The sequence below is a fragment of the Lysobacter enzymogenes genome, assembly GCF_017168095.1.
Classification (GTDB): domain Bacteria; phylum Pseudomonadota; class Gammaproteobacteria; order Xanthomonadales; family Xanthomonadaceae; genus Lysobacter; species Lysobacter enzymogenes_D.
In genome coordinates, this window is record NZ_LXSD01000308.1 from 1 (window position 1) to 17,500 (window position 17,500).

Annotated in this window: 14 protein-coding genes and 1 pseudogene; 8 read left to right on the forward strand and 7 right to left on the reverse strand. The window is 69.5% G+C overall.

Going from position 1 to position 17,500, the window contains the following annotated elements; translation table 11 throughout:
* The first annotated feature begins 46 nt into the window (after positions 1-46).
* Together A7A76_RS10520 and A7A76_RS10525 are read left to right on the forward strand one after the other, a co-directional pair.
* Positions 47-1,114 (forward strand): IS30 family transposase, encoded by a 1,068-nt coding sequence (locus A7A76_RS10520; RefSeq protein WP_206411179.1) that lies wholly within the window; start codon positions 47-49, stop codon positions 1,112-1,114.
* 286 nt (positions 1,115-1,400) lie between these two features.
* The gene (locus tag A7A76_RS10525; protein WP_206411166.1) at positions 1,401-1,988 is read left to right on the forward strand and encodes an LON peptidase substrate-binding domain-containing protein; all 588 of its coding nucleotides are present in this window, start codon (positions 1,401-1,403) and stop codon (positions 1,986-1,988) included.
* Between the two features lie 134 nt (positions 1,989-2,122).
* On the opposite strand, the gene A7A76_RS10530 is transcribed toward A7A76_RS10525, so the two are convergent.
* On the reverse strand, positions 2,123-4,132 hold the full coding sequence (locus A7A76_RS10530) for a bifunctional DedA family/phosphatase PAP2 family protein (RefSeq protein WP_206411167.1): 2,010 nt from the start codon (positions 4,130-4,132) through the stop codon (positions 2,123-2,125).
* Between the two features lie 170 nt (positions 4,133-4,302).
* Here A7A76_RS10530 and A7A76_RS10535 point away from each other — a divergent pair, with 170 nt between their 5' ends.
* Together A7A76_RS10535 and A7A76_RS10540 are read left to right on the forward strand one after the other, a co-directional pair.
* Positions 4,303-4,959, forward strand: a complete 657-nt coding sequence (locus A7A76_RS10535) for a serine/threonine protein kinase (protein ID WP_206411168.1) — start codon at positions 4,303-4,305, stop codon at positions 4,957-4,959.
* Positions 4,960-5,198: 239 nt separating this feature from the next.
* Positions 5,199-6,017, forward strand: a complete 819-nt coding sequence (locus tag A7A76_RS10540) for an SDR family oxidoreductase (RefSeq protein ID WP_206411169.1) — start codon at positions 5,199-5,201, stop codon at positions 6,015-6,017.
* Between the two features lie 70 nt (positions 6,018-6,087).
* On the opposite strand, the gene A7A76_RS10545 is transcribed toward A7A76_RS10540, so the two are convergent.
* From A7A76_RS10545 to A7A76_RS10555, 3 genes are all read right to left on the reverse strand, one after another.
* A complete protein-coding gene (locus A7A76_RS10545; RefSeq protein WP_206411170.1) occupies positions 6,088-7,350 on the reverse strand; it encodes a DUF3472 domain-containing protein in 1,263 nt (420 codons plus the stop codon).
* A gap of 464 nt (positions 7,351-7,814) precedes the next feature.
* A complete protein-coding gene (locus tag A7A76_RS10550; protein WP_206411171.1) occupies positions 7,815-9,398 on the reverse strand; it encodes a M20/M25/M40 family metallo-hydrolase in 1,584 nt (527 codons plus the stop codon).
* Between the two features lie 49 nt (positions 9,399-9,447).
* Positions 9,448-10,320, reverse strand: coding sequence for an ion transporter (locus A7A76_RS10555; protein WP_074872958.1), 873 nt, complete (start codon positions 10,318-10,320; stop codon positions 9,448-9,450).
* A 135-nt stretch (positions 10,321-10,455) separates the two neighbouring features.
* On the opposite strand from A7A76_RS10555, the gene A7A76_RS10560 reads away from it, so the two are divergent.
* From A7A76_RS10560 to A7A76_RS10570, 3 genes are all read left to right on the forward strand, one after another.
* Entirely contained in the window at positions 10,456-11,676 is a 1,221-nt protein-coding gene (locus tag A7A76_RS10560) for an acetylornithine/succinyldiaminopimelate transaminase (RefSeq protein ID WP_206411172.1), read from the forward strand.
* A gap of 20 nt (positions 11,677-11,696) precedes the next feature.
* Complete coding sequence (locus A7A76_RS10565; RefSeq protein WP_206411173.1) at positions 11,697-12,113, forward strand: HIT domain-containing protein; 417 nt, start codon at positions 11,697-11,699, stop codon at positions 12,111-12,113.
* A 223-nt stretch (positions 12,114-12,336) separates the two neighbouring features.
* Positions 12,337-14,448 (forward strand): TonB-dependent siderophore receptor, encoded by a 2,112-nt coding sequence (locus tag A7A76_RS10570; RefSeq protein WP_206411174.1) that lies wholly within the window; start codon positions 12,337-12,339, stop codon positions 14,446-14,448.
* Between the two features lie 85 nt (positions 14,449-14,533).
* Here the strand turns inward: A7A76_RS10570 and hemL are convergent, their stop codons facing one another.
* Together hemL and thiE are read right to left on the reverse strand one after the other, a co-directional pair.
* On the reverse strand, positions 14,534-15,817 hold the full coding sequence (hemL, locus tag A7A76_RS10575; protein ID WP_206411175.1) for a glutamate-1-semialdehyde 2,1-aminomutase: 1,284 nt from the start codon (positions 15,815-15,817) through the stop codon (positions 14,534-14,536).
* Positions 15,810-16,448: a thiamine phosphate synthase gene (gene thiE, locus A7A76_RS10580; RefSeq protein ID WP_206411176.1), complete on the reverse strand. Its 639-nt coding sequence runs from the start codon at positions 16,446-16,448 to the stop codon at positions 15,810-15,812. The genes hemL and thiE overlap by 8 nt, the downstream gene beginning before the upstream one ends.
* Positions 16,449-16,474: 26 nt before the next feature.
* Here thiE and A7A76_RS10585 point away from each other — a divergent pair.
* A pseudogene (locus tag A7A76_RS10585) lies at positions 16,475-16,709 on the forward strand (rubredoxin); the annotation flags it as partial.
* Positions 16,710-16,757: 48 nt separating this feature from the next.
* On the opposite strand, the gene A7A76_RS10590 reads toward A7A76_RS10585, so the two are convergent.
* Positions 16,758-17,201, reverse strand: coding sequence for a DUF192 domain-containing protein (locus tag A7A76_RS10590; RefSeq protein ID WP_206411178.1), 444 nt, complete (start codon positions 17,199-17,201; stop codon positions 16,758-16,760).
* Positions 17,202-17,500 lie beyond the last annotated feature (299 nt).

Sequence of the window (17,500 nt, forward strand, 5' to 3'; positions counted from 1 at the left end):
GGCGGTTTCTAAACTCAAGTGCATCACCCGCCGTAAGGTCGTGCACATGGGCCACCACTACACCCACCTGAGTCCCGAAGAACGCGGCGCCATCATGGCCTGGGTCCGCCAAGGTCTCAGCGCGAGACAAATCGCACGCGAGTTGCAGCGGGCGCAAAGCACCATCACCCGGGAGCTGCGCCGTAATGGCGGCCGCCCTCGCAATGGTCGTCCCCTGATCGGACGTCCGCGCAAGCGGCCGGGCTACGAGGCCGCCACCGCGCAGGCGCGAGCGTTGGAGCTGCGACAGCGCCCGCGGCGACGGCGCAAACTACGGGCCGGCACCGCGCTTTGGCTTCGGGTCGTGGCCTTGCTGCGCGCCGGCTGGTCGCCGCAGCAGGCCTCGCTCAAACTGCATCGACTGCACCCCGACGACCCGGCCTGGCACGTGTCCCACGAAACCATCTACACTGCCTTGTACGCGATGCCGCGCGGCGAACTGCGTCGCCAGTTCCTGCTGCGACACAAGCACGCGGCACGGCGACCGCAGCGCCGCACGCCCGACGGCCGAGGCCGAATGAGCGATCTGCCCAGCATTCACGACCGTCCGCCCGAGGTCGAGGAACGGTTGATCCCTGGCCATTGGGAGGGCGACCTGATCAAGGGGGCCCGCAACCAGTCGTCGGTGGGCGTGCTGGTGTGTCGGCAAAGTCTGTTCGTGATGTTGGTGCGGCTGCCCGACGCTACCGCCCAAGGCGTGCTGGAGGGCTTCACCCAGGCCTTCGCGCGGCTGCCGCCGAGACTGCGCAAAACGCTGACCTACGATCAAGGCAAGGAAATGGCCTTGCATCGTCAGCTCAGCAAGGGCTTGGGATTGAAGGTGTATTTCGCCGATCCGCACAGCCCCTGGCAACGCGGTCGCTGCGAGAACATCAACGGCCTGTTGCGCCAATACCTGCCCAAAGGGTCCGACCTGTCGGTGCACAGCCAGCAGGATCTGGACCGCATCGCCTGGCGGTTGAACATGCGACCGCGCGTGAGCATGGATGTGCGCATGCCGGCGGAGGTGTTCCTGGAAAAGCTGTATGGCCGCCCGGTGAACTTTTCCATTGAGGATGTGATTGCGGTGGGGTGATGCACTTGATGCTTGACCCCGCCAACCAAAGAAAGGCGCTTTCCCTGTTTTCGAATCAAGAGCCACTAGGGTTCGGCGCTTGCGCGGGGATGCGCCACACAGGCCATCCATGGCCTGGGTGGCGCACGGCGCGCATCCTGCGCGCCGCCCTTCGGGTCTCCTTTTGCCTGAGGCGAGTTCGGGGCGGCGGGGGAGCACGGGCAACAGCAACAGCAGCGCAAATCGCTGTGTCTGCGGCGGGAACGCCGGTTCTACATATTCCTGCGACCGCAGTTAAACTCCTCCCATGGCTCCCGATTCCACCGACGATTCGCTGGGATTGTTCCCCCTGCACACCGTGCTGCTGCCCGGCGCGAGCCTGGGGCTGCGCGTGTTCGAGCGCCGTTATCTCGACCTGGTGCGCGAATGCAGTCGCCAGGACCGCGGGTTCGGCGTGTGCCTGATCATGCAGGGCGAGGAAGTCGGCGAGCCGGCCAGCGCCGCCGCCTACGGCACCGAAGCGCTGATCGAGGATTTCGGCACCGGCGAGGACGGCCTGCTGACCTTGCGCGTGCGCGGCGCCCGCCGCTTCCGCGCCGAGCGCGCGCGGGTGCGCGACAACGGTTTGCAGGTGGCGCAGGTGCGCTGGTGCGAGCCCGATGGCGACGACGTGGTGCAGCCGCAACACTCGCTATTGGTAACTCTGCTGGAGCGCCTGCTCGAGCAGGCCGGCGGCGAGCACGCGCTGGCGCCGCATTCGCGTCTGGACGACGCGGCCTGGGTCGGCTGGCGTCTGGCCGAACTGCTGCCGTTGTCGTTGCCACAGCGGCAGATGCTGCTGCAACTGGACGATCCGCACGAACGCCTGGAGCGCTTGCTCGCGTTGTTGCCGTAAGCGCAGTCCGATCCCGGTCGGCGGCGCCCGCCGTGCCTCGATTCGCCGCCTGCTTCAAGCGCGGCGCTGGATAAACCGCTGCAATCCCGAACGCCGCCACGCGCCTGGATGCCACCGGCATCGACCCGCAGCGCTCAAGGCGCCGCCTGCGGCCCCGTGTACTGCGAACGCAGCCGCAGCACCTCCACGCCGTTCTTCGGATGCGCCTGCTGCACCGTGGTGTAGCCGACCAGTGCGCGCCGCACCTGCGCGTGGGCCACGCCGTCGTCGGGCTGCGGCAGCCACAGCGCGGCGGCGTCGAACGGTTTGTTGAGCTTGAGCGTCTGGGTGGTGCCGATCCACAGCGGGGTGCCGTCGGACAGCACCGCCGGCGCCGGCCACAGCCGCAGCGCGTATTGCACGTCCAGGGTCGGGCCGTCGCGCAGCATCAGCAGCGATTCGGCCTGCGCGTCCAGCGTCGCCGGCAGCACCACTTGCTCGCGCGGCGGGGTGTCGTCGTCGAGCAGGGCGATGGTGTTGAGCCAGCTGGCTTGCTCCTGCACGCGCCAGCCGGCGGCTTCCAGGGTCGCGCGCAGCGGCGGCAGGGGGCCGGCGACCTGCAGGTCCAGCGGCCAACGCCGACGCGCGTCGCGCTCGTTGCGCTGCGCCGGCAGCGTGCTCCAGTCGCGCTGCCACCAACGCTGCGCGTCCAGCACCGTGCTCGGCTTGGCCGAGGCGAACTTTGCCAGCAGCGGGTCGGCCGCGCGCGGCGCGTGCCACAGCGCCGCGGCCGCGAACACGCTGTAGAACAGCCACGCCAGCGGCCGCATCCAGAACGAGCGGGCGACGTGGCGGCGATAGGCGATGCCCAGCGCCAGCAGCCAGAAAATGCCGAACAAGGTGCCGCCGATCAGGTCGCTGGGCCAGTGCGCGCCCAGGTACAGGCGGGCGAAACCGACCAAGGTGGTGACGACGCCGGCCAGCAGATACGGCCATACCCGTTGCCGCCCCGGCAGCTCGCGCGCGATCAGCACGGCGAAGAAGCCGAACACGATCGTGGTCATGGTCACCGCCACCGACGGGAAGCCGAAGCCGGCCGGAGCGGTCGGCGGGCGCGGCATGTCGATCGCCCATTCCAATAGAGAGGTCAGCGCCAGGCCGAACACGATCGCCGCGACCCAGTGCGCCGCGGCCATCCAGCGCCGCCGCCAGGCCAGGTAGGCCAGCACCGCGATCGAGGCCGGCGCCAGCACCATCGGATCGCCCAGGCAGGCCAGCGCCGCCATCAGCCGGTCGGCCAGCGGATTGCGCAGGGTCCACATGAACTCGTGCACGGTGTGGTCGATCTGCAGCGGGCCGCCGCTGGCCAGCAAGGTCGCCAGCAGGGTGAACCAGATCCAGCTGATCGCCAGCAGACACACCGCCAGCATCGCCAGCGAGGCCGATTCGGGGCGATTGGGATCGATCAGCGCGCCGGCGTAGCGGCCCAGGCGCGGGTGCGCGCGGGTCCAGCGCAGCGCGCGCGCGAGCAGGTTGTCGGCGTGGTTGGCGAACCAGCGCCAGGTGTAGAGCACCCCCGCCCACACCGCCGCCACCGCCACCAGCAACGCGCCCAGCACCACCGCCAGGCGATCGGCGACCGCGGCCACCGCGTCGTAGGACGCGCCCAGCACCCAGCCCGGGGCGAGGAACAGCGCCGACCAGGTCACGCAGGCGAACAGGCTGGGAATCGCGTAGCGGCGCATCGGCATGTGCAGCATGCCGGCGATGGCCGGCACGAACGGCCGCACCGCGCCGACGAAGCGCGCGATCACGATGCTCTTGCTGCCGTGGCGGTGGAACAAGGTCTCGCCGCGGTCGATCCATTGCGGATACTTCGAGAACGGCCAGCGCTGGCGCAGCTGCGGCCCCCAGCGATGGCCGATCCAATAGCTCAACCCGTCGCCGGCGAAGGCGCCGAGCGTCGCGCACGCCAATGCATAGGGACCGTTGATGTGGCCCAGCCCGACCAGGGTGCCGACCGCGAACAGCAAGGGCAGGGCGGGGACGGCGATGCCGAGGATGATCAGGGCGTCGCAGAACGCAATCAGGAAGATCACGATGCCTGCGGCGATGGGATGGGCCGCGATCCATGCGGTCGCGCTTTCGAGCCAGGCGGAATCCATCGGTCGATTATAGGCAGGGCGGGCTGTGGCGAGGATGAAGCGGCGGGGTGACCGAACGCACTGGGCGTGACCGTCGGTGACGGGCTGTAACCCGGCCGGGAGCGGCCCGCCGATGCCCGCGCAGGGCCCGGCCGGGCCGGGCCGCGTCGGCGCGAAGTACACTGCACCGCATGTCGGAAGTGATCGAAGTGACCGCGCTGAAGGCCGATAGTTTCGGCCGCATCGCCCTGATGCGCGACGGCCGCGGCCTGTTCGTGCGCCGCGACCTGGGCCATGTGCCGTGGTGGCTGCGCCTGCCGGCCTGGTGGCTGGCGCGGCGCGAGGCGCGCGCGCTGCAGCGCATCGCCGGGCTGGAGGCGACCCCGCAGTTGCTCGGCTGGGACGGCCGCAAGCTCGACCGCAGCTATCTGGACGGCGCGGCCATGTACCAGCGCCCGCCGCACGGCGATCTGGCCTATTTCCGCCGCGCCCGGCGACTGCTGCAGCGCCTGCACCGCTGCGGCCTGGCCCACAACGACCTGGCCAAGGAAGCCAACTGGCTGGTGCTGGCCGATGGCGCTCCGGCGATCATCGATTTCCAGCTGGCCGTGCGCGGCGACCCGCGCTCGCGCTGGATGCGCCTGCTCGCGCGCGAGGACCTGCGCCATCTGCTCAAGCACAAGCGCACCTACTGTCCGCAGTTCCTGACCCCGGTCGAGCGGCGCGTGCTCAAACGCCATTCCTGGGTGCGCGAGCTGTGGTTCGTCACCGGCAAGCCGGTCTACCGCTTCGTGACCCGGCGCATCCTGCATTGGGAAGACAACGAGGGGCAGGGGCCCAAGCCCTGAGCGCGGCGGCCGGATTCGCGCGCGCGGCGCGCTAGCGATGAGGCCATCGACGACGCGCATTCGAGGCTCGACGTTTCAAACACCATCGTTTGAAACGTACGGTCCGGCGCGCGCGACGGTGCCGGCGAACGCGGTCTACGGAACAGCGCTGCATCGGGCATTGGGTTTAGGATGAGGCCGCAACGCCGCGCCGCGCGCGGCGATCCGCGTTCCGGTCCCCTCTCGATCCCAGGCCGCCCATGTCCACTCTCCAAGGCAAGACCCTCTTCATCACCGGCGCCTCGCGCGGCATCGGCCGCGAGATCGCGCTGCGCGCCGCGCGCGACGGCGCCAACATCGCCATCGCGGCCAAGTCGGCGGTGGCCAATCCCAAGCTGCCGGGCACGATCCACAGCGTCGCCGCCGAAGTCGAGGCCGCCGGCGGCCGCGCGCTGGCGCTGAAATGCGACATCCGCGAGGAAGACGAAGTGCAGGCGGCGATGGCGGCGACCGCCGACGCCTTCGGCGGCATCGACATCCTGGTCAACAACGCCAGCGCGATCTGGCTGCGCGGCGCGCTGGACACGCCGATGAAGCGCTTCGACCTGATGCAGCAGGTCAACGCGCGCGGCAGCTTCCTGTGCGCACAGGCCTGTCTGCCGTATCTCAAGCAGGCCGCCAACCCGCACATCCTGACCCTGGCGCCGCCGCCGAGCCTGGATCCGAAGTGGTGGGCGCCGCACACCGGCTACACCCTCGCCAAGATGGGCATGAGCTTCGTGACCCTGGGCCTGGCCGGCGAATTCGGTCCAACCGGAGTTGCGATCAACGCCCTCTGGCCGAAGACCATAATCGCCACGGATGCTTTGAACATGATCCCCGGCATCCCCACCGACCGCTGCCGCAAACCGCAGATCGTCGCCGACGCCGTGCGCGAAGTGCTGGTACGCCCGGCCAAGGGCTTCTACGGCCATTTCCTCATCGACGAGGACGTATTGAAGGAAGCCGGCGTCACCGACTTCGAGCAATACGCGGTGGAGCCGGGCAAGCCGCCGCTGCCGGACCTGTTCCTGGATTGATCGGCGTCGCCGCCGGGCGCCGCGCAAAAGAGCCCCGCGGATGCGGGGCTTTTTGTTTGACCGCGGAAGCTTAGAGCGCAGGTTCCGGCAACGCCGCCAGGTTCACGTTCGGCCGCGCCTGCGAACGCTTGCGCGTGAACACCGTGCCGGCCGCTTCGGCATGGCTGAAAAAGCCGGTATTGCGCAGATAGAACGCCGGCGCGGCCGCGCCGCCGGTGATGTCCAGGCGCTGGCGGTTGCTCGCGGTCGCATCGACGGTGAAGCGCGCCGAGGTCATTTCGGTCCAGGCGCCGGTGTTGCTCACCGCCCACTGGTTGCCGTACCAGGCCTTGCGGTCCAGATAGCCCAGGGCGGGGTTGAAGCACTCGATGAAGGAGTACACGCCCTTTTGATAGGTCGAGGCGCCGTCGTACTTCCAGGTGGCGATGAACTTCCACGGGCAATCGCGCCGGCCGCTCGCGCAGGGCAGGCCGAACCAGGCCGAATACAGGGTGCTGCCGTGTCCGTCCGGATGCGCGCGGGTGATGAAGCGATAGGTCTGCCCGGGCTTCCAGTCGTAGCGCAGGAAGCTCTGGCCGCCGGTGCCTTCGCCGCCGAAGTCCTGGGCGACGACGTCGGCGCCCTTCTTCAACAGCGTGGTCTTGCCGGTCGGCGAATCCCACACCGAGAACAGCACGCGCCGTTCGCTGGCCGAGTTGACCTGGATGCCGGAATAGCCGCCGTTGAAGCCGTTGGCCATGAAGTAGGTGCCGATGTGGTCGTGGCCCCTGGGCACGGTGACTTCGCTGTAGAAATACTCGGTGTTGTCCGGCACCGAGAAGCCCAGGTGCCCGGACGGCCCGCGCCGCGACCAATAGAAATTGGCCGGATCGTCGGCGAACACCAGGCCCGCGGACGTGGCGCTGCCGCCGACTTCCAATCCGCTGATGTCGCCGTAGTACTCGCCGTCGCTGCGCACACCGCGCAGATCGACCTTGACGTAGCCGGGGCGCGAGACCTCGAAGCGGCCGACCGGGAACGTGGTCGCGCCGCTGGCCAACACGGCGAGCCGGCGCTGGCCTTCGACCGAAACCTCGACCGTGCTGCGGCTCGCGCCGTTCAAGCCGCCGACCAGGCTCAGATCGAGCTGGCCGGGCCGCTTGACGTAGAAGTAGACGCTGGCGACGGCCTGCTTCGAACTCCAGTTGTGCAGGCCGGTGTCGTCGACGAGCTCTTCGCCGGCGGGTGCGGTGCGGGTGATGAAGGCGTTGCCGCCGAGCGGGACGACGGTCGTGGTTTGCGCGAGCGCCGCGCCGGACAGCAGCGCGAGCGGCAGCAACGCGAGTGACAGCACAAGCCGTGTAGCGGTGGATCGCATGGTCGTTCTCCGGGTACGGGAGTGGTCGCCGTCGGGCGGCATGACGCGGCCGTCCGAATCCTGATGCGCATCGGCGCGTGCGGCGCGAGGATGCGTCGGCGGCGATTACTCCGCCGCTTTGCCGACAGCGTCAATGCGGGGCGCGGCGTGTAAATCCGCGCGTCAACGGCGGCGCGGGATTGCGCCGGAACATTCGCGCCGTGAAAGTTTTCGCGCGCGCCGCGGACAGGGAATCCGTCGCAAAACGCGCGAAAACGCGATCGCGGTGAGGCGATGGCGCGAAGGACAGGCGGAGAAAACGAAAGCCGGTGCGGGCTCGAGCTTTCGATGCGGCGGCGAGGACAGGCGAGTACGATTCCCGCGGCGGCGCGGCAGGATTGCGCATGCGAAAACGCAGCGGCCGGCGCCGCGAAAGACGCCGGCCGCCGCGCTCGGATCGCTTATTTCTTCGGCTGCTTCAACGCATCCGACAGCGAATACAGCAGATCGACATAGAACCGTTCCACCTGCGCCAGCCCGGCGATCTTCGAGCCCTTGGCCGGCTCGACCACCATGTACTCGTTCGGCGCGTGCGCGCCGCTGCCGTGGCCGAGACCGCCGGAAATCATCGGCAGGCCCAGGGTCTGGGTGAATACGTAATACGGCGCGCTGCCGGCGATGCGCGGCGCCACCGGCGGGGTCTGGCCGTACTTGCGGTAGACGCTCAGCGCGGCCTGGGTCAGCGGCGCCGTCACCGAGGTCTGCGCCGGCGGATAGCCCGACAGCTTGCGGATCTCGATGTCCTGGAAGCCCTTGTCGTCCAGGCGCTTGCGGATCAGCGCCAGCGCCTGGTCCGGGGTCTGGTCCGGCACCAGGCGCGAATCGACCTTGGCCACCGCGCGGTGCGGCAGGATCGTCTTGACCCCTTCGCCGGTGTAGCCGGCGACCAGGCCGTCGATGTTGAGCGTGGTGTCGAACAATTCCGCCGCGGTCGCGTCGCGATAGTCGCGGCCGTTCTTCCAGCGCGCCGCGCCCAGCGATTCGAGCTGCTTGGCCGGATCGGTGCGGTCGCGCACCACGCCGTTGAACAACTGCTGCTCCTCGCGGTTGGGCGCGCGGATCGCGTCGCGATAACCGGGCACGGCGATCTCGCCGTCCGGCCCGGTCAGCGTCGCCAGCGCCTGCACCAGGCGCCAGCTCGGCGAATCGAGCTTGGCCGCGAGCGAGCCGTGCACCTCCGAGCGCTGCGGGCCGCCGCTGGCCGGGTTGCCCTTGGCTTCCAGTTCCATGTAGAGGATGCCCTTGACGCCGAGGAACATCGACGCGCTGCCGTCGCGGTCCTGGGTGTTCATCGGGAAGAACACGCCGTCGGCCTTGCGCAGGGTGTCGGCGTACTTGGCCACCACTTCGGGATAGTGCGGCGAGCCCAGTTCCTCTTCGCCCTCGGCCAGCACAATCAGGTTCACCGGCGGCTTGCCGCGGGTCTTGATCACCGCGTCGAGCGCGTTGAGGAACGCGCGCTGCGGGCCTTTCTGGTTGGTCGCACCGCGCGCCATCAACACCTTGCCCAGGCCGGGTTCGTCGACCAGCGAACCGGCGAAGGCGTCGACCTTCCAGCCGGTCGGTTCGATCGGCTGCACGTCGTACATCATGTACACCACCAGGGTGTGCTCGGCGCCGGCGTCGTAATAGCCGTACACGCCGGGGTGGCCCGAGGTCGGCACCAGCGCGGTGTCGCGGAAGCCCAATTGCTGCAGGTCCGCGCGCAGCAGTTCGGCCATCTGCGCGATGCCCTTGTTCTGCGCGCTGATCGAGGGCTGGCGCACCCAGCGCTGCAACTGGGCGAGGTTGTGCGCGCCTTGTTTGTCGAGATAGGCGTAAACGTCGGCGTAATCGCCGGCGAACGGCGCGACCGAGGCCGCGTCGAAGGCGGCGGTCTCGGCGATGGCGATCTTCGGCGGCGCGGCGAAGGCGGGCAGGGCGCAGGCGAGCGCGACGGACAACAACGAAGCGGACAGCGGCACAACGGTACGGCGACGGCGCATGGCGTTTCCCCTCGGCATGGACGGTGCCGCCCCGGGGCGCCGCGCGCGGCTAACCCATGGGCGTGGGCAGATGATGCCCGCAATTGCGGCAGAACAGCGCTTCCGGGTCGTGGCCTTCCAGCCCGCACTGCGGGCAGCCGCGGCGATCCAGGTGGCCGCGCTCGTGGCTGGCCTCGCGCAGGCTGCTGGCGAGCTCGGCGGTGTAAATGCCGGTCGGCACCGCGATCACGCTGTAGCCGATCAGGATCAGCACCGAGGCGATGAAGCGGCCCAGCGGCGTCGCCGGCGCGATGTCGCCGAAGCCGACCGTGGCCATGGTGACGATGGCCCAGTACATGCCGGTGGGAATGCTGGTGAAGCCGTGCTCGGGCCCTTCGACCACGTACATCAGCGCGCCGAAGATCACCACCACGGTCAGCACCGCGCTGATGAACACGAAGATCTTGCGCCGGCTGCGCCACAGCGCGCCGACCAGCATGCCGCCTTCCTCGACGTACTGGGTCAGCTTGAGGATGCGGAACAGCCGCAGCATGCGCAGCACCCGCACCACCAGCAGGCTCTGGCTGCCCGGGATCAGCAGCGACAGGTAGGTCGGCAGGATCGACAGCAGGTCGATCAGGCCCCAACTGCTCAGCGCGTAGCGCCACGGCCGCCGCACCACCGCCAGGCGCAGGCCGTATTCGATGGTGAACAGCACGGTGAAGATCCACTCCAGCCCGTACAGCCAGCCCGACCAGCGCGCATGGAAGCGCGGCACGCTGTCGCCCATGATCACCAGCACGCTGGCCAGGATCAGCCCGATCAGCAGCAGGTCGAAATTGCGCGACGACGGCGTGTCGTGGCGGTAGATGATGTCGAACCAGCGCCGGCGCCAGCCCGATTCGGTGGCCGGGTTGAGTTGCGGGTCCAGCAGAAGTCGCATGCCTGTCCTCTCCTCGCGGGCCGGTCATTTTGCCTCGCCCGCGCCAGCGCGGCGTGATGCCCACGGCCGCGCCTGCACGCGCCGGGACGACCTGCGACAATGGCGTTTCTCCTCCCAGCCCACGCCTTGCCGCCCATGGACACCGCCTCGCTGTACGCCCTTTCCGAGCGCTATTACCTGCCCGTCTACCGCCCGCGTCGGATCGTGCTCGACCACGGCAAAGGCTCGCGGGTGTGGGATCTGGACGGCCGCGAATACGTCGATTTCGGCGCCGGCATCGCGGTCAACGCGCTCGGCCACGCGCACCCGGCGCTGCTCGCGGCGCTGACCGAACAGGCCGGCAAGCTGTGGCACACCAGCAACGTGTTCGTCAGCGAGCCGCCGCTGCGGTTGGCCGAACAACTGGTGTCGGCCTCGGGTTTCGCCGAACGCGTGTTCCTGTGCAACTCCGGCGCCGAAGCCAACGAGGCGGCGATCAAGCTGGCGCGCAAATGGGCGACCGGCGAGGGCCGCGAACCCGAGCGCCGCATCATCCTGAGCTTCCGCGGCAGCTTCCACGGCCGCACCCTGGCCGCGGTCACCGCCACCGCCCAGCCCAAGTACCACGAAGGCTTCGAACCGCTGCCGCCGGGCTTCCGCTACAGCGACTTCAACGACCTCGCCGCGGCCGAGGCGGCGATGGCCGACGGCGCGGTGTGCGCGGTGCTGGTCGAGCCGGTGCAGGGCGAGGGCGGGGTGACGCCGGCCAGCGAGGCCTTCCTGCAAGGCCTGCGCGAACTGTGCGACAAGCACGGCGCGCTGCTGATCCTCGACGAGATCCAATGCGGCATGGGCCGCACCGGCGAGCTGTTCGCCTGCCATGCCTACGGGGTGACGCCCGACGTGGTGACCCTGGCCAAGGCGCTCGGCAGCGGCTTTCCGATCGGCGCGATGCTGGTCGGCCCCAAGCCGGCGCAGTCGATGCAATTCGGCGCCCACGGCACCACCTTCGGCGGCAATCCGCTGGCGGCGGCGGTGGCCGGCGCGGCGCTGCGCGAGCTGCGTTCGCCCGAGTTGCTGGCCAATGTCGCGCGCCAGGCGCAGGCGATCCGCGCCGGCCTCGCCGCGCTCGACGCCGAGCTGGAGCTGTTTGCCGAAGTGCGCGGCCGCGGCCTGATGATCGGCGCGCAATTGCGCCCCGAGCATGCCGGCAAGGCCGGCGAGATTCTCGACCGCTGCGTCGAACACGGCCTGCTGCTGCTGCAGGCGGGCCCGGACGTGCTGCGCTTCGTGCCGGCGCTGAACATCGGCGACGCCGACATCGCCGACGGCCTGCAGCGCCTGCGCGCGGCGCTGCTGCAGTTCCTCGGCCGTTGAGCCGGGACGGAGCGGCGCCGATGGATTGCGTGTTCTGCCGAATCCTCGCCGGCGCCGCGCCGGCGAGCTTCGTCCACCGCGACGAACATGTCGCCGCGTTCGTCGACCTGCGCCAGGCGGTCGACGGCCACGTGCTGATCGTGCCGAACCGGCACGTGGAAACCCTGTACGAACTCGACGAGGACACCGCCGGCCGGCTCATGGCGCTGGCGGTGCGGGTGGCGCGCGCGCTCGCCGCCGACGCCGCGCCGCCCGGGCTCAACCTATGGCAATCCAACGGCCACGCCGGCGGCCAGGAAGTCCCGCACGTGCACCTGCACGTGCAGCCCAGGCGGGTCGGCGACGGCCTGATGCGCGTCTATCCCAACGGCGTTCCCGCGCCGAGTCCGCGCGCGAAGCTCGACGCATTGGCCGCGCGCATCGCCGGCTTCTTGTAGGAGCGGCGCAAGCCGCGACCGCGAAACCACGCCAACGACGCAACCGTGCGAGCGCTGCGGGCCGTTCGCGCGGCGCGGCCGGCTGGCCCGTGTTCGCGGCTCGCGCCGTTGCTGCAGGGGCTTCGGTCGGCCACGAAACCCGGCAAATCCAGGGCCTTTACCCGCAGGCGCGATTCAAACGATAATAATTCTCGTTTGCCGTAACCTCCGGAGCCGCCCCCTCATGTCCCGCCGCCGCCCCTCCCTGGCGCCCCTGACCTTGGCCATCGCTTTTTCGCTGGCCCTGCCGGCCGCCGCCGCGCACGCCGCCGAAGCCGCCCCGGCCGACGCCGACGCCGACGCCGAGCGCACGGCCACCACGCTCGACCACGTCGTCGTGCAAAGCGTCGGCGACGGCTACAAGGCCGCCACCGCCGTCACCGCGACCAAGACCGACACGCCGATCAGCGAAACCCCGCAAGCGATCACCGTGGTCACCCGCGAGCGCATGACCGACCAAGGCGCGCTGAACGTGCAGGACGCGCTCGGCTACGCCGCCGGCGTGCGTTCCGACGCCTACGGCCTGGATTCGCGCACCGACTCGGTGCTGATCCGCGGCAGTTCGCCCACCGAATACCTCGACGGCCTGCGCAGCTCGTTCAACTACTACACCAGCACCGCGCGCACCGATCCGTTCCTGCTCGAGCGCATCGAAGTGCTGCGCGGTCCGGCCTCGATGCTGTTCGGGCAGGGCAGCACCGCCGGCGTGGTCAACCTGGTCAGCAAGCGCCCGCAAGCGCAGACGCGGCGCGAAATCGGCGTGCAGCTGGGCAGCTTCGACCGCCGCCAGGTCAATGCCGACGTCACCGGCGCGCTGACCGCCGACGGCACCTGGCTGTACCGCCTGGTCGGCGTGTACCGCGACAGCGAAACCCAGGTCGACCAGGTCGACGACGACCGCCGCGTGTTCGCGCCCTCGCTGACCTGGAGGCCGAGCGAAGACACGTCGCTGACCTTGCAGATGACCTGGCAGCAGGACCGCAGCGGTTCGACCGCGCAGTTCTTCGGCTGGAGCGGCACGCTGGCGCCGAACCCGAACGGCCGGGTGCCGCTCGGCCGCTACATCGGCAACCCCGGCGATCATTACGACACCGACCGCACCACCGCGGGCTGGCAGTTCGAGCACCGCTTCAACGAAAACTGGAGCGTGCGCCAGTCCTTCCGCGCCGCGCGCAACAAGGTCGACTACGTCAGCGTCTACGGCAATCCGTTCGCGAGCCCGCTGGATCCCTTCCTTGATCCGCAGCAGCGCCTGCTGCCGCGCGAGGGCTGGTTCGCCAAGACCGAAGTGCGCATGCAGAACATCGACCAGCACGTCGAGGGCCGGTTCAAGACCGGCGCGGTCGAGCACCAGATGCTGGCCGGCCTGGACGCCGCTCGCTTCAAGCAGGACGAGGCGCAGACGTTCGATACGGTTCCGCCGATCGACATCTTCAATCCGGTATACGTGCCCTACACACCGCCGTCGCTGCCGGCGCCGGTCAAGAGCAGCCAGCGCCAGCTCGGCGTGTACCTGCAGGACCAGATGAAGCTCGGCGAGCACTGGATCGTGGTCGCCGGCGTGCGCCACGACCGGGTCAGGAACGGCATCGCCGGGCAGCGCGACGAAGATTCCAGCGCCACCACCAAGCGCCTGGGCGTGATGTTCCACGATTGGGCGGGCTGGTCGCCGTATGTGAGTTACAGCGAATCCTTCACCCCGCTGGCCGGCAGCAACGCCATCACCGGCGCGCGCTACACCCCGCAAGAAGGCGAACAGATCGAAGCCGGGGTGAAGTTCGAGCCCGCGGGCCGCGACCTGAGCTTCACCGCCGCGACCTACGAATTGCGCGAAAAGAACCGCCTGGTCGCCGATCCGCGCAATCCGAACACCAACATCCAGGCCGGCAAGACCAAGGTCAGCGGCCTGGAACTCGAGGCGACCGGCCGGCTGACCGAGTCGTTCGACATCACCGCGCACTACAACTACCTCGACAACGACAAGCAACTGGAAGCCACGCCGCGCCATCAGGCCGCGGTCTGGGGCAAGCAGCGTTTCAGCCTCGGCGGCCGCGAGGGTTTCGCCGCCGGCTTGGGCCTGCGCTACATGAGCGCCTTCGACAGCCCGCCGGCGCCGACCACGCCGTCGGTGACTCTGGCCGACGCGCTGGTGTCGTACGAAACCGGCGCGTGGCGCTGGGCGCTCAACGTCAACAACCTGGCCGACAAGCGCTACTTCAGCATCTGCATGGGCCGCGGCGACTGCTGGTTCGGCGCGCGCCGCAACGTCGGCTTGAGCGCGACCTTCACCTTCTGATCGATGCGGCGGTTGCGGCAACGAAAAGGGCCGGCTGATCAGCCGGCCCTTTCGTTCGCGGGACTGCGGCGCCGCGCCACGGCGATCACAACGCCGCGAACGCCGCCCGCGCCGCTTCCAGCGTGTAGGCGATTTCCGCCTCGCCATGCGCGCTCGACACGAACCCGGCCTCGAACGCCGACGGCGCCAGGTACACGCCGCGCTCGAGCATGCCGTGGAAGAAACGGTTGAAGCGCGCGGTATCCGAGGCCTTGGCGTCCTCGAAGGTTTCCACCGGGCCTTCGCGGAAATACAGGCCGAACATACCCGGCGCGCGGGTGGTGTGGAAGGCCACGCCGGCCTCGCGCGCGGCCGCTTCCAGGCCGTCGCACAGCGCGTGGGTGCGGCGCTCCAGATCGGCGTGGAAGCCCGGCGCCTGGATCAGTTCCAGCGTCGCCAGCCCCGCCGCCATCGCTACCGGATTGCCGCTGAGCGTGCCGGCCTGGTAGATCGGGCCGGCCGGCGCGACCTGGCTCATCAGCTCGCGGCGGCCGCCGTACGCGCCTACGGGCATGCCGCCGCCGATGATCTTGCCGAAGGTGCTCAGGTCCGGCTCGATCCCGTACAAGGCCTGCGCGCCGCCGAGGGCGACGCGGAAACCGGTCATCACCTCGTCGAAGATCAACAGCGCGCCGTGCCTCGTGCACAGCGCGCGCAAGTGCTGCAGATAGCCGTCGCGCGGCAGGATGCAGTTGGCGTTGCCGACGATCGGCTCGATGATCAGGCCGGCGATTTCGCCGCCGACTTCGTCGAACAACTGAGTCGCGGCGTCGAAATCGTTGTAGGGCAGGGTGAGGGTGAGATCGGCCAGCGCCGAGGGCACGCCCGGCGAATTCGGCAGGCCCAAGGTCATCACGCCGCTGCCGGCCTTGACCAGGAAGCTGTCGCCGTGGCCGTGGTAGCAGCCTTCGAACTTGACGATGCGGCTGCGGCCGGTGGCGCCGCGGGCGACGCGGATCGCCGACAGGGTCGCCTCGGTGCCCGAGTTGACCATGCGCACCATCGCGCAGCTCGGCACGATCTTCACGATCTCCTCGGCCATCGCCACTTCCAGCGCGTTGGGCACGCCGAAGCTCAGGCCGTCGCGCATGGTGCGCTCGACCGCGGCCAGCACCTGCGGATGGGCGTGGCCGGCGATCATCGGGCCCCAGGAGCCGACGTAGTCGACGTAGCGGTTGCCGTCGACGTCGTGCAGATACGCGCCTTGCGCGCGCGCGGCGAAGAACGGCTCGCCGCCGACCGACTTGAACGCGCGCACCGGCGAGTTGACGCCGCCGGGCAGCAGTTGCGAGGCGCGGGCGAACAGTTCGTGCGAGCGGGCGTTATTCATGGGCAGGGTCTTCGAAGCAGGAAAGGTAGGCGCGCGCGGCGGCGGCCGGGTCGGGCGCGTCGAACACGCCGCTGATGACCGCCAGCAGATCCGCGCCGGCGCGCACGAGGCTGCGCGCATTGTCCGGGGTGATGCCGCCGATCGCCACCCGCGGCAGGCCCAGCGGCGCGGCCTGCGCCAGCAGCTGCGGCGCGGCGCGGCGGGCGTGCGGCTTGGTCGGCGAGGGGAAGAACGCGCCGAAGGCGACATAACTGGCGCCGTGGGCGGCGGCCGCGCGGGCCAGGGCGATGTCGTCGTAGCAGGACGCGCCCAGGATGGCGTCGGGCCCGAGCGCGGCACGCGCGGCCGCCAGTTCGCCGTCGTCCTCGCCCAGGTGCGCGCCGTCGGCGCCGATCTGCGCGGCCAGCCGCCAGTCGTCGTTGACGATCAGCGGCACTGCGCGCGCGCGGCACAGCGGCAGCAGCGCCAGCGCATGTTCGCGCCGCAGCGCGGCATCGGCGTCCTTGTTGCGGTATTGCAGCCAGGCCGCGCCGGCGTCGAGCACCGTCGCCGTGCGCGCCAGCAGTCGCGCGGTATCGGCCTCGTCGGGCGTGATCGCGTAAAGGCCGCGGCGCGGCCAGGAGGGATTCATCGGGTCGGCTTCCGTCGCAGAGGGCGGGGTGGGACAATGCGCGTCCCATACGAACCGCATTATCCGCCCATGTCCGACGCCGCCGCGACCACCGCCTACCGCACCTGGATGTGCGTCGTCTGCGGCTTCATCTACGACGAGGCGCAGGGCCTGCCGGAAGAAGGCATCGCCCCGGGCACCCGCTGGGCCGACGTTCCCGACACCTGGACCTGCCCCGATTGCGGCGTGACCAAGGACGATTTCGAGATGATGGAAGTCTGAGCGCCCGCCTGGGGCTTGTTGCCGGTGCGGCGCGATCCGCGATCGCCCTCACTCGATCCCCGGCCCGAACTTCATTTCCGCCCCGTTCTCCAGCTTCAGCCGCTCCGCCTGCCCGGCGTTGAGCTCCAGCACATACCGCGCCGGCGCCTCGCTTGGATAAGGCGGGCAACGGTCGCCGGCCGAGCACGGCGGCACGTTGCGCTGCTGCGACACCAGCCGCCGCCTGGAATCGAAATACAGGATATCCAGCGGGATCTTGGTGTTCTTCATCCAGTAGGCCTGCAGGTCTTCGCTGTCGTGCACGAACACCATGCCGCGGTCGGCCGGCATCTCGTCGCGGAACATCAGCCCGCGCGCGCGCTCCTCGGCGGTCTTGGCCACCTCGACCCCGTAACGCTGGCCGCCGACTTCGACCCAGCTCCCGCCTCCGTCGCCGGCGCAAGCGGCCAGACCCAGCAGGCAGGCGAGCAGTACAGCAGAGGTCTTCGACATGGCCGGTTCCTTGGGCGCTGGACGATGCGGCGAACATCGTCCAGCGGCCAGGCGGCGTCAAGACGAAACCGCCATGAAAATTCTTTCGCCGACCCCCTTCCCGAAGCGGGGGCGCATCCGCATAATGCGCGGCCCGCCGACGGCAGCATCGATCGGCGGGACGCGCGGAAGACGGCGGTTTCGAAACGTGTTGACGGATCGAAAACAGGCTGTAAGATGCGCGGCCCGGCAAGCGGTTGATGGCTTGCGGGGAGCGCGGAAAACAGCGGTTTCGGTGAGTGTTGACGAACTGAAACGAA

What these genes read in the sequence shown, in the direction of transcription:
- hemL (WP_206411175.1), bottom strand. Translation starts at nt 15,817, where the DNA reads ATGAATAACGCCCGCTCGCACGAACTGTTCGCCCGCGCCTCGCAACTG.
- A7A76_RS10570 (WP_206411174.1), top strand. Translation starts at nt 12,337, where the DNA reads ATGTCCCGCCGCCGCCCCTCCCTGGCGCCCCTGACCTTGGCCATCGCT.
- thiE (WP_206411176.1), bottom strand. Translation starts at nt 16,448, where the DNA reads ATGAATCCCTCCTGGCCGCGCCGCGGCCTTTACGCGATCACGCCCGAC.
- A7A76_RS10530 (WP_206411167.1), bottom strand. Translation starts at nt 4,132, where the DNA reads ATGGATTCCGCCTGGCTCGAAAGCGCGACCGCATGGATCGCGGCCCAT.
- A7A76_RS10555 (WP_074872958.1), bottom strand. Translation starts at nt 10,320, where the DNA reads ATGCGACTTCTGCTGGACCCGCAACTCAACCCGGCCACCGAATCGGGC.
- A7A76_RS10560 (WP_206411172.1), top strand. Translation starts at nt 10,456, where the DNA reads ATGGACACCGCCTCGCTGTACGCCCTTTCCGAGCGCTATTACCTGCCC.
- A7A76_RS10535 (WP_206411168.1), top strand. Translation starts at nt 4,303, where the DNA reads ATGTCGGAAGTGATCGAAGTGACCGCGCTGAAGGCCGATAGTTTCGGC.
- A7A76_RS10565 (WP_206411173.1), top strand. Translation starts at nt 11,697, where the DNA reads ATGGATTGCGTGTTCTGCCGAATCCTCGCCGGCGCCGCGCCGGCGAGC.
- A7A76_RS10590 (WP_206411178.1), bottom strand. Translation starts at nt 17,201, where the DNA reads ATGTCGAAGACCTCTGCTGTACTGCTCGCCTGCCTGCTGGGTCTGGCC.
- A7A76_RS10550 (WP_206411171.1), bottom strand. Translation starts at nt 9,398, where the DNA reads ATGCGCCGTCGCCGTACCGTTGTGCCGCTGTCCGCTTCGTTGTTGTCC.
- A7A76_RS10540 (WP_206411169.1), top strand. Translation starts at nt 5,199, where the DNA reads ATGTCCACTCTCCAAGGCAAGACCCTCTTCATCACCGGCGCCTCGCGC.
- A7A76_RS10525 (WP_206411166.1), top strand. Translation starts at nt 1,401, where the DNA reads ATGGCTCCCGATTCCACCGACGATTCGCTGGGATTGTTCCCCCTGCAC.
- A7A76_RS10520 (WP_206411179.1), top strand. Translation starts at nt 47, where the DNA reads ATGGGCCACCACTACACCCACCTGAGTCCCGAAGAACGCGGCGCCATC.